Origin of the sequence: Bacteroides sp. BFG-637, from assembly GCF_024793605.1 — a bacterium.
In the GTDB taxonomy this organism is placed as follows: domain Bacteria; phylum Bacteroidota; class Bacteroidia; order Bacteroidales; family Bacteroidaceae; genus Bacteroides; species Bacteroides vicugnae.
Window position 1 is genome coordinate 3,220,791 of the sequence record NZ_JANUPD010000002.1, and the last position, 14,963, is coordinate 3,235,753.

Consider the following 14,963-nt stretch of genomic DNA (forward strand, 5'->3'; position numbering starts at 1 on the left):
TGTACAATATTCTATTTCATGAATGGACTGCGTCCTTTACTTTTGTGTTGTAATTTGATAATCGATAAAACTATGAAGTGCATAACTCTTTATTTTAGTTTCTGCCTGATAGCTATCTCCTCGATAGCCCAGCCAAACTATGACTTTTCGAAGTTAAAACGCGAACGTCTGGGACGTGGTGTAATTGCTATCCGGGAGAATCCGTCTACTGTAGCTGTTTCCTGGCGTTATTTGTCTTCCGACCCGATGAATGAATCTTTTGATATTTATAGGAACGGTGAAAAGATAAATAACCATCCGTTGAAGGATGCTACTTTCTTTCAGGATGCTTATACAGGAACAGAATCTGTACTTTATACCGTGAAAGCAAGGGAAGGGAAAACGGAAAGCAGCTATCAATTACCGGCAAATGCCCCGTCGGGTTATCTGAATATTCCGTTGAACCGCCCCGAAGATGGTACGACTCCGTTAGGACAAAACTATTTTTATACTCCGAATGATGCCAGTATCGGTGACGTGGACGGTGATGGCGAATATGAGATTATTCTGAAATGGGACCCGAGTAATGCACATGATAATTCACATGACGGCTATACGGGAGAAGTATATGTTGATTGCTATAAGTTGAGCGGAAAACTATTATGGCGTATTAATCTGGGACGTAACATACGTGCCGGTGCACACTACACCCAGTTTATGGTGTTCGATTTCGATGGTGACGGCAAAGCGGAAGTAGTGATGAAGACCGCGGACGGAACGGTGGATGGAACAGGAAAAGTGATTGGGGATGCGCAGGCTGACTATCGAAGTGAGCAGGGGCGTATTCTGACCGGACCGGAATATCTGACAGTATTCAACGGATTGACAGGAGAAGCGATGCAAACAATTGATTATGTGCCCGAAAGAGGAAACCTGATGGATTGGGGAGACAGTCGTGGTAATCGCAGCGACCGTTTTCTGGCTTGCGTTGCCTATCTCGACGGCATACACCCGAGCGTAGTGATGTGTCGCGGATATTATACACGTACTGTTTTGGCTGCTTTTGACTGGGATGGAAAGGAACTGAAACAACGTTGGGTATTCGACAGTAATAATCCCGGTTGTGAAGATTATGCCGGACAGGGAAACCATAACCTGCGGGTAGGTGATGTGGACGGTGACGGATGCGATGAGATCATCTACGGTTCATGCGCCATAGACCATAATGGCAAAGGACTCTACACCACGAAAATGGGACACGGCGATGCCATTCACCTGACTCATTTCGACCCTTCTCGTAAAGGGCTGCAAGTATGGGATTGCCATGAAAATAAACGTGACGGTTCTACCTATCGGGATGCAGCTACCGGAGAAATTTTATTTCAGATTAAAGACAGTACGGATGTGGGGCGTTGTATGGCAGCCGATATTGACCCGACTCAACCGGGCGTTGAAATGTGGTCTGTTGCTTCCGGAGGAATAAGGAATGTGAAAGGAGAAGTAGTAAAAGACCGGGTGAGAGGTTTATCCTGTAATATGGCTGTCTGGTGGGATGGAGATTTGTTGCGTGAATTGCTGGATCGAAATAGGATCAGCAAATACAATTGGGAAAAAGGAATCTGTGAGCGCATAGCTATTTTTGAGGGGACTCTTTCTAATAATGGAACCAAAGCGAATCCTTGCCTTCAGGGAGATATCGTGGGTGACTGGCGCGAAGAAGTACTGATGCGTACAGCTGATAATACAGCTTTGCGGCTTTACGTCTCCACTATTCCTACCGACTATCGTTTTCATACTTTCCTCGAAGATCCGATTTATCGTATAAGTATCGCTACCCAGAATGTTGCTTATAATCAGCCTACGCAGCCCGGATTCTATTTCGGACCGGAGCTTCAGGGCACTGTATTCAGAGGATGTAAAATACCTAAAAAATAGATTATGAATATTCGTATCATAACCATTGCTTTATTGCTGGCAACCTTGCCGGTTAGTGCACAGAAAAAGAAAACGGTAGTGAATGATTCAAATACTCCTTTACATTTGCTGCAACCTGCCTATCAGGGTACTTATGGTGACCTGACACCCAGGCAGGTCAAGAAAGATATAGACCGTGTATTTGCTTATATTGATAAGGAGACTCCGGCACGTGTGGTAGATAAGAACACTGGTAAACTGATAACCGACTACACCACGATGGGAGAGGAAGCGCAACTGGAACGTGGTGCTTTCCGTCTGGCAAGTTACGAATGGGGAGTAACCTATTCAGCCTTGATAGCAGCTGCTGAAGCTACGGGCGATCAACGTTACATGGACTATGTGCAGAACCGTTTCCGCTTTCTGGCGGAAGTGGCGCCTCATTTTAAGCGTGTGTACGAAGAGAAAGGCACGACAGATCCTCAACTGCTGCAAATCCTCACTCCTCATGCCCTGGATGATGCCGGGGCTGTGTGTGCAGCGATGGTGAAAGTCCGTGTGAAAGACCGCTCGCTTCCTGTAGACGGATTAATTGAGAACTATTTTGATTTTATTCAGAATAAAGAATACCGGTTGGCAGATGGTACTTTTGCCCGCAATCGTCCGCAACATAATACACTTTGGTTGGACGACATGTTTATGGGGATTCCGGCAGTAGCCCAGATGAGCCGTTATGACAAGGCTCAAAAAGAGATATATCTGGCGGAGGCTGTCAGACAATTCCTGCAATTTGCCGACCGTATGTTTATCCCTGAAAAAGATTTGTATCGTCATGGATGGGTGGAAAGCAGTACCGATCATCCTGCCTTTTGTTGGGCGCGTGCCAATGGATGGGCTATGCTGACAGCATGTGAATTGCTCGATGTATTACCGGAAGATTACCCCCAGCGTGCGAAAGTGATGGATTATTTCCGGGCTCATGTACGCGGAGTGACTGCCTTGCAAAGTGGAGAAGGGCTTTGGCATCAATTGCTCGACCGGAATGATTCTTATCTGGAGACGTCTGCTACGGCTATTTACGTATACTGTTTGGCGCATGCTATCAATAAAGGCTGGATTGATGCCATTGCTTATGGACCTGTCGCTCATTTGGGATGGCATGCCGTGGCCGGTAAGATCAATGCGGAAGGTCAGGTGGAAGGCACTTGTGTGGGTACGGGGATGGCTTTCGATCCTGCTTTTTATTACTATCGTCCGGTCAATGTATATGCGGCACATGGATACGGACCGGTGCTTTGGGCAGGTGCGGAAATGATTTCTCTATTGAAGAATCAGTACCCGCAGATGAATGACAGTGCCGTTCAGTATTATCAGGTGAAACAGAAGACGACTGCACCTATTTTTGCCATCGATACAGAAGAAAAGAAAGATTAACTTTAAATAGATAGAACCATGAAACGAGAAGCTTTTAAAATGTATTTAAAACCCGGATGTGAAGCTGAATATGAGAAAAGACACGCTGCCATCTGGCCCGAATTGAGAGCATTGCTTTCCAAGAACGGAGTGTCGGACTATTCGATTTATTGGGATAAGGAGACCAACATCCTGTTTGCTTTCCAGAAAACGGAAGGTGAGGCTGGTTCGCAGGACTTGGGTAATACGGAGATTGTGCAGAAATGGTGGGACTATATGGCGGATATCATGGAAGTGAATCCGGACAACTCGCCGGTGTCCATTCCTTTGCCGGAAGTATTTCACATGGATTGATTTTTTAGTAATTAGGTTCGTTGTTTCTTTTATTATCTCAACTATCTTGATTATTTTTGTCCAACATTAATTATTAATCTTGGAATCTATATGATGCAAAGACACCTTTTAATCTTTACCTTTCTTGTTAGTTTTGTGTTGAATGCCTATGGTGCGATAGAGCTTCGTTCTACACAAATGAGAACGAGTGACGGTCTTCCCAATAACTCTATTCGATACATTTATCAGGATAGCAAAGGTTTTTTGTGGCTGGCTACTTTGAACGGATTAAGTCGTTATGACGGCAACTCTTTTCTTACTTTCCGTCCGGAAATCGGTGACAAGGTGTCTTTGGCAGACAACCGTATCTACGATCTGACAGAAGATAAAGATGGTTTTTTGTGGATTTCCACTACACCTGAATTATATAGTTGCTATGATTTGCAACGTGCCCGTTTTGTTGACTATACCGGTTGTGGCGAACTAAGACAGAATTATTCAGGGGTATTTGTAGCTGCTAACGGAGATGTCTGGCTTTCCCATTCGGGAAACGGCTGCCGGAAGATGGTACATCAGAAAAATGGTGAGATGACATCTACCGTATTCAGGACCGAACGTGGAAACCTGCCGGATAACCGGGTGAAATTCGTGAATGAGGACACCAGTGGGCGTATTTGGATCGGCACTCAATGCGGTCTGGTTTCTGTCTCCAACGGACAATATCGGATAGAAGACCGATTAATCCACTTCACTTCTTCGCTGTCCTATAAGGACGATATGTATTTCCTTACAGCAGATGGAGATATCTATTATTATCAGGAGGCTACTCAAAAAATGCAAAAGTTGGCTTCTCTTGCCACTGTGGCAGGGGCGACATCGCCAACCGGAAATTTCCTGTTGAAAGATAAGTGGGTGATCCTGACTACTACCGGAGTATATACTTATCAATTTGCTACCGGAGAGATGGCCGCAGATCCTCGCTTGAATATTAAAAAGGGAGAATTGATACGTGATAATCGTGGAGATTATTGGATATACAATCATACGGGACGACTTACATATGTGCTTGCCGAAACCGGAGAGAGTAAGGACTTCCAGTTGATTCCCCAGGATAAGATAAGTTATATCGACTTTGAACGTTATCATATCGTCCATGATTCGCGGGGAATTATTTGGATTTCGACCTATGGAAATGGGCTTTTCGCTTATAATACTGCCGAAGATAAACTGGAGCATTTTGTGGCGAACATTAATGACCAGAGTCATATCAGTTCGGATTTCCTGCAATATGTGATGGAAGATCGTGCTGGTGGCATCTGGGTAGCTTCGGAATATTCAGGCTTGTCCCGTATTTCCGTATTGAATGAAGGAACCTCCCGCATCTATCCCGAATCCCGTGATTTGTTCGACCGGTCGAACACCATCCGTATGCTTACCAGAATGTCTAATGGAGATATCTGTGTAGGTACGCGTAAGGGGGGATTATACACTTTTGATTCGAGCCTTCATTCAAAAATGACCAATCAATATTTCCATTCTAATATCTATGCTCTCACCGAAGACAAGCAGGGACGAATGTGGATGGGAACTCGTGGAAATGGTCTCAAAGTGGGGGATACCTGGTATTATAATAATCCTTCTGATCTGACAGCCTTATCCGATAATAACGTTTTTGCCATTTATCGCGACCGTAAAGACCGCATGTGGATAGGAACATTTGGCGGTGGGCTGGAATTGGCTGAACCTACTCCCGACGGTAAATATAAATTCCGTCATTTCTTCCAGCAAACATTCGGGATGAGGATGGTGCGTGTGATAGAAGAAGATGCAAATGGGATGGTGTGGGTAGGAACCAGTGAGGGTATTTGTGTTTTTCATCCGGATTCATTGATTGCAGATGCCGATAATTATCATCTTTTCAGTTATACAAACGGAAAGTTTTGCAGTAATGAAATCAAGTGTATCTACCGGGATACGGAAGGGCGGATGTGGATTGGTACGTCCGGTTCGGGACTGAATCTTTGTGAGCCGCAGGATAACTATTGCTCTTTGAAATATGAACATTACGGAACTTCCGAAGGATTGGTTAACGATGTAATCCAGTCCATTCTGGGAGATAAAAAGGGGAATCTATGGGTTGCTACCGAATATGGTATTTCCAAATTTAATCCGATTACCCATTCTTTTGAAAACTACTTCTTTTCTTCTTATACACTGGGAAATGTGTATAGTGAGAATAGCGCCTGTATGCGCGAAGATGGAAAACTGCTTTTTGGCACAAACTACGGATTAATAGTGATCGATCCTGAAAAGATACAGGATAACGAAACTTTCTCCCCGGTTGTTTTCACGGATTTATATGTCAATGGAACGCAGATGAATCCGCAGATGGAGGACTCTCCGTTAAAGCAATCGTTGGCTTATTCGGACGAAATAACCCTGAAGTTTTTTCAGAACTCATTCCTGATAGATTTCTCTACTTTTGATTATTCGGATAGCGGTCATACCAAATATATGTATTGGCTGGAAAATTACGATCAGGGATGGAGTGCTCCTTCTCCTCTGAATTTTGCTTCGTTTAAGTATCTTAATCCGGGAACTTATATACTTCACGTCAAGTCGAGCAATGGATCAGGTGTTTGGAATGATAGCGAGACTACACTGAAAATTGTAATTGTCCCTCCATTCTGGAAAACGACTTGGGCAATGCTGGGTTATGTGCTGTTATTAATCATAGCCTTGTACTTTGCTTTCCGTATCGTTCGTAACTTTAACGGCTTGCGTAACCGCATCAATGTAGAAAAGCAGTTGACAGAATATAAACTGGTGTTTTTTACCAATATCTCTCATGAATTCCGTACTCCGCTTACCTTGATTCAGGGAGCATTGGAGAAGATTCAACGGGTGACTGATATCCCGCGTGAATTGATATATCCGCTGAAAACAATGGATAAGAGCACGCAGCGTATGTTGAGGCTTATCAATCAGTTGCTGGAATTCAGAAAGATGCAGAATAATAAGCTGGCACTCTCTTTAGAGGAAACGGATGTCATCTCTTTCCTTTATGAAATATTTTTGAGCTTCGGAGATGTAGCGGAACAAAAGAATATGAATTTCCGTTTCCTGCCTTCGGTGCCGTCCTATAAAATGTTTATTGATAAAGGAAATTTGGATAAGGTGACTTATAACCTGCTTTCAAATGCCTTTAAATATACTCCTTCGAACGGAACAATTATTCTCTCGGTGAATGTGGACGAAGGGAAGCAAACCTTGCAGATTCAGGTTTCGGATACGGGAGTCGGCATTCCTAAAGAGAAGCAGAACGAATTGTTCAAGCGATTTATGCAGAGCAACTTCTCCGGTGACAGTATCGGTGTAGGGTTGCATTTGAGCCATGAACTAGTTCAGGTACATAAAGGAACGATTGAGTATAAGGATAATGAAGGCGGTGGTTCAGTATTTACCGTATGCATTCCGACGGATAAGACGGTGTATTCGGAGAAAGACTTCCTTGTCCCGGGCAATGTACTGCTGAAAGAGGCGGATGGACATGCGCATCATTTGTTGCAGCTCTCGGAAGAACTTCCTGACTCGGAAAAACTGGCTGTTCCTCTGAATAAACGGAAAGTCTTGATTATTGAAGATGACAATGATATTCGTGAATTCTTGAAAGAGGAAATCGGAGCCTATTTCGAAGTAGAAGTTGCTGCTGACGGTACATCCGGATTTGAGAAGGCACGTACGTATGATGCCGATTTGATTATCTGTGATGTTCTGATGCCGGGAATGACGGGATTTGAGGTAACTAAGAAGCTGAAATCGGATTTTGATACGAGCCATATTCCTATCATTCTGCTGACTGCTTTGAGTTCACCGGAGAAACATCTGGAAGGTATAGAAGCCGGAGCGGATGCTTACATAGCCAAACCGTTTAGTGTAAAATTGTTGTTGGCACGTGTATTCCGCCTGATCGAGCAGCGCGATAAATTGCGTGAGAAGTTCTCCAGTGAACCGGGTATTGTGCGTCCGGCCATGTGTACCACTGACCGGGATAAAGAATTTGCAGATCGGTTGGCTGCTATCCTTGAACAGAACCTCGCCCGGCCTGAATTCTCTATTGATGAGTTTGCACAGATGATGAAGTTGGGACGAACGGTATTTTATCGGAAACTACGTGGAGTAACGGGATATTCGCCTAATGAATATTTACGTGTTGTGCGCATGAAGAAAGCAGCCGAGTTGTTACTGTCGGAAGATAATCTGACGGTTGCAGAAGTCTCCTATAAGGTGGGTATCAGCGATCCTTTCTATTTCAGTAAATGTTTCAAAGCTCAATTCGGAGTAGCACCGTCTGTTTATCAGCGTGGTGTGAATAATAATAGTGATTCTCCGCAGGATTCACAAGAATAAGATTAACTAAAATAGCATAGTATGAAACTGATTTCTTTTTGTAAAATATTACTTTTGAGCAGTTGCTTTACAACTGCTTGTACTTCTATAAATGCACAAGATAAAGTGATGAAAAAACAGAACTCACCTATTGATATAGATTTGTGGCAAAACGGATTGCCCAATACGAATGGGATGGAAGCTCAGGGATATGATGATAAAAAGAATAATTTCAAACCTAGTATCCGGGTGTATCTGCCGGAAGCCTCTCAACAGCCGGCGAAAGCTGTTATTATATGTCCGGGAGGTGGATACGGGCATTTGGCAATGGCTCACGAGGGTTATGACTGGGCACCGTTTTTCAATGAACAGGGAATAGCTGCTATTGTCTTGAAGTACCGTATGCCTAATGGTAACCGGGAAGTTCCCATGTCGGATGCATACGAAGCTATTTGTTATGCGAAAGAACATGCTTCTGAATGGAATATTAATCCTGATTGCATTGGTATCATGGGATTTTCGGCAGGGGGGCATTTGGCCTCTACAGTGGCTACGCATGCTTCCGAAGAACTTCGTCCTGCTTTTCAGATTCTTTTTTATCCGGTAATTTCGATGGAACCTAAATACGGGCATGGTGGATCGTGCAGACAGTTTCTAGGTGAAAGAGCAACGGAGGAATTGAAAAAGGAATTTAGTAATGAGTATCAGGTGGATTCGCTCACACCGAGAGCGTTTATAGCTTTATCCGATGACGACAGGGGTGTGGTACCTATGAATTCTATTCGTTACTATTCTGCTTTGAAAGAAAAGGAGATACCGGCCGCCATGTATATTTATCCCAGTGGTGGACACGGATGGGGAATGAAAGATAGTTTTAAATTCCGCAATGAAATGTTGATGGAGCTGAAAGCTTGGCTAATGACTTTTTAGGGGAGGCTATTAAAGCAGTGCTAATACCTGTTGAGAACTAATTTATTTGATTGTTTCGAGAAATTCTACTTCAATGATTCTTAACTGGTTTTTGCTACTGCTCTTTTCCAGTTCCATTTTATTGGCAGCTTTGGCTTCTACTTCAATGATCTGTCCGAAAGCATCCTTGTCACTGGTATTTCCTTTCAGGCGAATGGTTATAGTGTTGGCACGTACCGGTTTTTCTACATTGAGATGAATATACCCCAGACTCTTATCTGTATTTCCGTTCCAAATCAGGGTGTTTCCGGCATATACTTCCAATGGATAACTGCGTGAACGCCAGCCTTGCAATTTGATACATATATCGTCTATTTCGGCCTCTCTCTCCAGTGTATAAGTAATCCAGGCAGTGCTCAACTTACCGTCATTTTTCCATTCCGTCAGTTCGATATCATCATAGCTCTTTTCAGCATCGCTGTTATTGGAACCGGCTTTTGCTGAAACGATGCGTACACCTTTTTTACTGTCTTGGTAAGAAGGGGTAGAAGGAGTCTCACCCCTGTTCAGTTGTCCTTTTAAAGTCTCCTGCGGGAGATAAGTGCTCAAGCCTTCAGTAACTTTTACAGGCACTGTTTCCAATGTGAGTGTGGCGGCAAGTAATCCTTTAGCCTGTGCTGTCAGAGTTACTTTTCCGGCAGTGGTTGTGCTACGGATCAGTGCACGGTTGATGCCACATTCTACCGGAAGTTTTGTATCAAGGATATGATTGTTTTCACCTTGAGCAATCCCTCCACGCCATTCTGCTTGACCGTTGAGTGTGAATTGAACCGTACGATTATCCAATGGGCAACGTTTTCCGTCTTTATCTACAACTTCCACCTGTATTAAAGCCATGTCTGCACCATCTCCATGGAATCCTTCGGGATTTTGAATAGCGGTAAGTTTCAGTTTGGCTGGTTCACCGGCTGTATGTATAGCGTAGCGGCTGATTTCTTTTCCTGCTTGATTATAGCTGATTGCTTCCAGTTTACCCGGTTTGAATGTTATGTTGTCAAAAGTAAAGAGGAAATTGTATTGGCGTTTGCCTTTACCCAGAGATTTACCATTCAGGAAAAGTTCCACCTCTTCCCCGGTAGATACCACATGTATGGGTTTTACTGTATTTTCAGGATAATTCCAGTGTCCGATAATGTAGGTCTGGTCTTCTTCCGTATCTACCCATCCGTTCCACATCACCTGATGTACATAGAAGGCGTCTTTCTCAATACGCATAGCATCTGTCACTCCACTTCTGCGATAGTTTTCCGCTCCCCGGTAATGGGTATTGGTGTCAGAGAAGATAATTTTAGTGCCGCCGGAGCTGACCCTGTTGCCTGTTCCGGGACGCTCACGCCAATAATCATACCAGCGGGCTATCATGGTAATGGCAAATTCATCTTGGTTACGGTTATAATCAGTAGCCGGTTTACCTTTATAAAGCGGACCGTCACCCTCTTTATGGAAAGGATAGCTGTATTCGTCCCAGTATTTTCTTAAACCTTCGTCGCGGCAATATTCGGTAGCCCACATCGGATGATGCTCACTTCGGTTGATATATAGCATTTCGCCGCCGTATTCCGCTTCACGAATATCCAACATTTCACGTGAACCGATAGCACGTCCGCCAAACGGATCATATTTGTCACGGACAGCTTTCATCTCTATCATGTGTTCACGGCTGATAGCTTTGTTGCCACATTCGTAGAACAAGATACTCGGGTTGTTGCGGTTATAAATGATTGCATCGCGCATCAGTTCCACCCGTTGCTCCCATTGGCGTCCCTCACGGTCTTTTTCCGCATCTCCGGCAGGCATTGCCTGTATCAGACCTACACGGTCGCAAGATTCTACATCTTGTTTCCATGGAGTGACGTGCATCCAACGAACTAGGTTTGCATTTCCTTTTACCATCAGACCATTAGAGAAGTCGCTCAACCAGGCTGGTACGGACAGACCCACTGCAGGCCATTCATTGCTGGTACGTTGTGCATATCCCTTCATTTGGATAACACGGTCGTTCAATTCTATTTTTCCTTCAACAAAGCGTGTTTTACGGAATCCGGTGCGGGTGCTGACTTCATCGAATATCTGATTGTTGTCATCTTTCAAGGCAGTTTTTACCGTATACAGGTAACCATATCCCCAACTCCAGAAATGAAGATTATTGATAATGGCGGATGCCTTTACCGTTTTAGTCTCTCCTGCTTTTAAAGTCACTTTATCACCTTGGAAAGTCTTCAATCGTTTGCCATCGGCATCAAGCACAGTCACTTGATAACTGAACTGGCGGGGAGATTTACTGTCGTTTCTGACTTCTGATTCGGCATGAATGGTTGCTTTATGCCCTTTTATATCGAAATCTTTGGCGTACACATAAACACCTGTTGTTTTCAGGTTACTGTATAAGGGAAGAGTTTGATATACATTATCGGTAACGTACAGAAATACATTTTTGGGGATACCGCCATAGTTAGCATTGAAATTGCGGTCGTTCCACTGAAATTTGGAGTTGGTTCCCTCTTCTCTGTACATCCAGTTGTTATCGGTGCGAACGGCAATTACGTTTTCACCCTCCTTCATATATGGAGTCAGGTCGAATCCCACTGCCATTACGCCATTTTCGTGTCTGCCCAGATTATGACCGTTGAGATAGAAGTCTCCACGTTGACGTACTCCTTCGAACTCGATAAATACTTTCTGGTTACTTTTCAGTTCCGGAATCCGGAAACTTTTGCGATACCACACCACTGTGTCTGTCAATTGTTCGATGGAGAGTTTAAATGCTTCCATCTTCATTGAAAGCATGAGGCAAAGTTACTTGCTTCCATTCACTGTCGTCGAATTTAGTGTCTTTGGCTTTAGGAAATTCTCCTATTTGCAGCTTCCATTCACTGTTGAAGTTGTATTTTTTGCGTTCGGCCGCCTGACTGTTGATAATAGACAGTGTGATCAGCAGAAAAACGAAAAGATATAATTGGTGTTTCATGATAATCAATAATATATTTATTCACTCGCAAAATTACTTCTTTTTTGAATGTATGAAATGGAGAAATGTACAAAGATTATATACAATTGTGCACCTTTTGAAATTAATTTAAAAATAATTCTTCTTATGGGCGGGATGCTCTTGACAAAACCTTTTTTATGTTGTATATTTGTGGATGTTAATATCAATGGGTAAAAGGTAGTATTATAAAAAGAATGAAAAAGAAACCGGTACAATATGATGACAATATATTAGGAAATTCTTGCAGTAGTTAAACTGTGAGAGTTTTCGTATAAGCCAAAGGCTGCGAATCTTTATGGGATTTGCAGCCTTTTTTGTTGCAAAAAATCATGGCTGTGTTCTTAGATCCGGAATTTATAGTTTATAATAAACTTGGATAGCGTTTATAATAAACTCCTCAATAATTTATTAAGAACGGTGAAGAGGATTATGAAAGATGAGTCAGCTTTTTTCTTCTTTGGTATAATACGAAATATAACTTGATTGGGGATTTCTTATGAAAAGTAAATGATATAAACATTGTTGTTGAAAAATTATATTCTTTACGTACGATATTACAGTTTCTGTGATTACGAGATAATATTCTGCCGGGGAATTAATCTCCAAACGTCGATATAAGAAAAAAGTCTATTTGTAGCGTGTCTTCTTTTATAAAGAGGATGCGCTTTTTATTTAAGAGACGGAGAAACTGTACTGATTTTAGGTATGTAGAAAAGTGCATCCGGATATGGAATATTGTATACGAATAAGTAGTATTTGAGGCTTTTGCATGGAACTCCATAAGAAAATCAATATCTCCATATCCTTAAGCTTGGGGTGAATGGGCAGATGCGGTACTTTTGCAGAAAAATGTGCGACAAGAAGTCGTACAAGTAATTGTTCAGCATAATGTCTGAACCTGTTGTTCCGTCAACAGTAGCCTAAAGAGGCGTGCTTTACGAGTAATTGTTTGGTGCGAAGCCCTCTTGACAATATGGTTCTATGCAGAAATATCCAATGTATAGGCTGTTAGGCTGACCGATATGAGTAACGTATGTGAACCGCTGCACCATCGTAACAAAAGAATAGCTTACGGATATTTACAAGCTATAGCCAAAATGGCGGGCAGTCAGGATAGTTCTCTCTTTTTCAGGACTACACGGATGCAGCACTGCCGGTGGATGGGCGGACTTTAAGTCGGTCGTAAGTTACTTGTACGGAACTTGGTAAGCCCGTATCTCTCCTGTCCTTTATCGGGCAGGTAAGCCAATCGCAAGAGAAGCCGAATGATGTGCGGGTAAAGGATTGCGGAGAAAGCGAACGCTTCCGTGTAATGCGGAAGATAGAGGTTTAAACGTCACCTCATGCGAAAGCAGGCAGACTTCCGCAGGGTAATTCTTTGTGAAACGATTGTAGAACTTTAACGAAATGAAGAAACAGCAAAGGAGCAAGGCGAAAGCCGAGTGTGCATCTTCAGCCGAGCGTAACACAACATGGAAAAGCATTGACTTCTCCAAATGTGAACGAAAGGTCAGAAAGCTGCAAGTCCGAATAGCAAAGGCTCATAAAGAAAAGAGGTACAACAAGGTTAAAGCCTTGCAGCACCTGCTTGTCACTTCGTTCGAAGCCAAGGCATTGGCAGTAAGGAAAGTGACCTCCAATAAAGGTAAACGCACGGCAGGGGTTGACCACATAAAGTGGGATACCGATGCCAATAAAATAGAAGCTATACGTTCTTTGACACGGAGAGGATATAAAGCCCTCCCATTGAAAAGAGTTAACATACCTAAGGCAAACGGCAAGACAAGACCGTTGGGAATACCGACCATGAAAGACAGAGCCATGCAGGCACTGTATCTTATGGCATTGGAACCCATAACGGAAAGTGAAGCGGATGCAAACTCTTACGGATTCAGAAAGTTCAGAAGTACGGCAGATGCGATAGATGCGCTTCACAGATGGCTAAGCAGGGATTGCTCTCCCGAATGGATATTGGAGGGAGACATAAAAGGCTGCTTCGACCATATCAGCCATGAATGGCTTCTCGATAACGTACGAATCGACAGGCAGATATTAAGAAAATGGCTGAAAAGTGGAGTTGTATTCAACAGACTGCTTCAACCGACTATTGAAGGGACACCACAGGGCGGCATTATTTCACCGACACTTGCAAATGCAACTCTTGACGGCATGGAAAGGATGCTCAAAGAGAAGTACAAGGCAAGTTATGTCAATGGAAAACTTTACTGCCCCAAAGTCAATCTCGTAAGATATGCGGATGACTTCATTGTCACTGCTGACAAAAGGAAAACGTTACTTGAAATAAAGGAAATGTTGACAGTTTTTCTAAAGGAAAGAGGACTTACCCTATCCGATGAGAAGACACTGATAACACATATCAGTGACGGATTTGACTTTTTAGGTTTCAATGTCCGGAAGTACAACGGCACATTGTTAATAAAGCCGTCAAAGAAAAGTCAGAAACGTTTCACTGACAAGCTGCATGAGGTTGTGCTGACCAAAGGTAAGGCATCATCCCAGCAGGAGCTGATAGAGAAACTCAATCCTATAATAAAGGGATGGGGTAACTACTACAGCCATGTGGTATCAAAGGAGGTGTTCTGCCGATGTGACCATATCTTAATAAATCAACTTAAAAGATGGTCATATCGCAGACATACCGACAAGTCAAGGAAATGGATAAGGAAGAAGTATTTTATCCGAAAAGGTGGCAGAAATTGGATTTTCGGTTTTGAATATGTATGTGGAGAAATAAAGGATAAGTTCACATTACAGCAACTGACAGAAATTCCAATCAAGCGACACACAAAGATAAGATGCGAGGCCAATCCGTTCGACCCATCATGGGACGAATACTTCGAAAGGCGGAAACTCAAAAGTGCCCGTCAACGTGCGTGAAGAAAACTTTATCGGAAACAAGTCATCGCAAGATGATTATGAGCCGATTTAATTTTATGAGAATTAAATTTAGAATTAT

Annotated in this window: 7 protein-coding genes and 1 pseudogene; 7 read left to right on the forward strand and 1 reads right to left on the reverse strand. The window is 43.1% G+C overall.

The features are described 5' to 3' along the window. Positions 1 to 72 precede the first annotated feature (72 nt). The 5 genes from NXX38_RS12315 to NXX38_RS12335 all read left to right on the forward strand — a co-directional run bounded on the left by NXX38_RS12315 (position 73) and on the right by NXX38_RS12335 (position 8,958). Entirely contained in the window at positions 73 to 1,914 is a 1,842-nt protein-coding gene (locus NXX38_RS12315; protein ID WP_217721960.1) for a rhamnogalacturonan lyase, read from the forward strand. A 3-nt stretch (positions 1,915 to 1,917) separates the two neighbouring features. After that, positions 1,918 to 3,327, forward strand: coding sequence for a glycoside hydrolase family 105 protein (locus NXX38_RS12320; RefSeq protein WP_258979603.1), 1,410 nt, complete (start codon positions 1,918 to 1,920; stop codon positions 3,325 to 3,327). Positions 3,328 to 3,345: 18 nt separating this feature from the next. After that, complete coding sequence (gene rhaM, locus NXX38_RS12325; protein ID WP_258979604.1) at positions 3,346 to 3,660, forward strand: L-rhamnose mutarotase; 315 nt, start codon at positions 3,346 to 3,348, stop codon at positions 3,658 to 3,660. 90 nt (positions 3,661 to 3,750) lie between these two features. Continuing rightward, complete coding sequence (locus NXX38_RS12330; RefSeq protein ID WP_258979605.1) at positions 3,751 to 8,049, forward strand: two-component regulator propeller domain-containing protein; 4,299 nt, start codon at positions 3,751 to 3,753, stop codon at positions 8,047 to 8,049. A gap of 21 nt (positions 8,050 to 8,070) precedes the next feature. Then, complete coding sequence (locus NXX38_RS12335) at positions 8,071 to 8,958, forward strand: alpha/beta hydrolase (protein ID WP_258979606.1); 888 nt, start codon at positions 8,071 to 8,073, stop codon at positions 8,956 to 8,958. 42 nt (positions 8,959 to 9,000) lie between these two features. Here NXX38_RS12335 and NXX38_RS12340 read toward each other — a convergent pair. Beyond that, positions 9,001 to 11,965: pseudogene (locus NXX38_RS12340) on the reverse strand (glycoside hydrolase family 2 protein). Between the two features lie 1,043 nt (positions 11,966 to 13,008). Between NXX38_RS12340 and NXX38_RS12345 the strand changes: the two are divergent. Then, positions 13,009 to 13,161 carry a hypothetical protein gene (locus NXX38_RS12345; protein ID WP_167511788.1) on the forward strand — a complete coding sequence of 51 codons (153 nt, stop codon included), beginning with the start codon at positions 13,009 to 13,011 and terminating at the stop codon, positions 13,159 to 13,161. Positions 13,162 to 13,393: 232 nt separating this feature from the next. Next, positions 13,394 to 14,884, forward strand: coding sequence for a group II intron reverse transcriptase/maturase (gene ltrA, locus NXX38_RS12350; RefSeq protein ID WP_258978446.1), 1,491 nt, complete (start codon positions 13,394 to 13,396; stop codon positions 14,882 to 14,884). The last annotated feature ends 79 nt before the right edge of the window (positions 14,885 to 14,963 follow it).

What these genes read in the sequence shown, in the direction of transcription:
- NXX38_RS12345 (WP_167511788.1), top strand. Translation starts at nt 13,009, where the DNA reads ATGAGTAACGTATGTGAACCGCTGCACCATCGTAACAAAAGAATAGCT.
- NXX38_RS12330 (WP_258979605.1), top strand. Translation starts at nt 3,751, where the DNA reads ATGATGCAAAGACACCTTTTAATCTTTACCTTTCTTGTTAGTTTTGTG.
- NXX38_RS12335 (WP_258979606.1), top strand. Translation starts at nt 8,071, where the DNA reads ATGAAACTGATTTCTTTTTGTAAAATATTACTTTTGAGCAGTTGCTTT.
- rhaM (WP_258979604.1), top strand. Translation starts at nt 3,346, where the DNA reads ATGAAACGAGAAGCTTTTAAAATGTATTTAAAACCCGGATGTGAAGCT.
- NXX38_RS12315 (WP_217721960.1), top strand. Translation starts at nt 73, where the DNA reads ATGAAGTGCATAACTCTTTATTTTAGTTTCTGCCTGATAGCTATCTCC.
- NXX38_RS12320 (WP_258979603.1), top strand. Translation starts at nt 1,918, where the DNA reads ATGAATATTCGTATCATAACCATTGCTTTATTGCTGGCAACCTTGCCG.
- ltrA (WP_258978446.1), top strand. Translation starts at nt 13,394, where the DNA reads ATGAAGAAACAGCAAAGGAGCAAGGCGAAAGCCGAGTGTGCATCTTCA.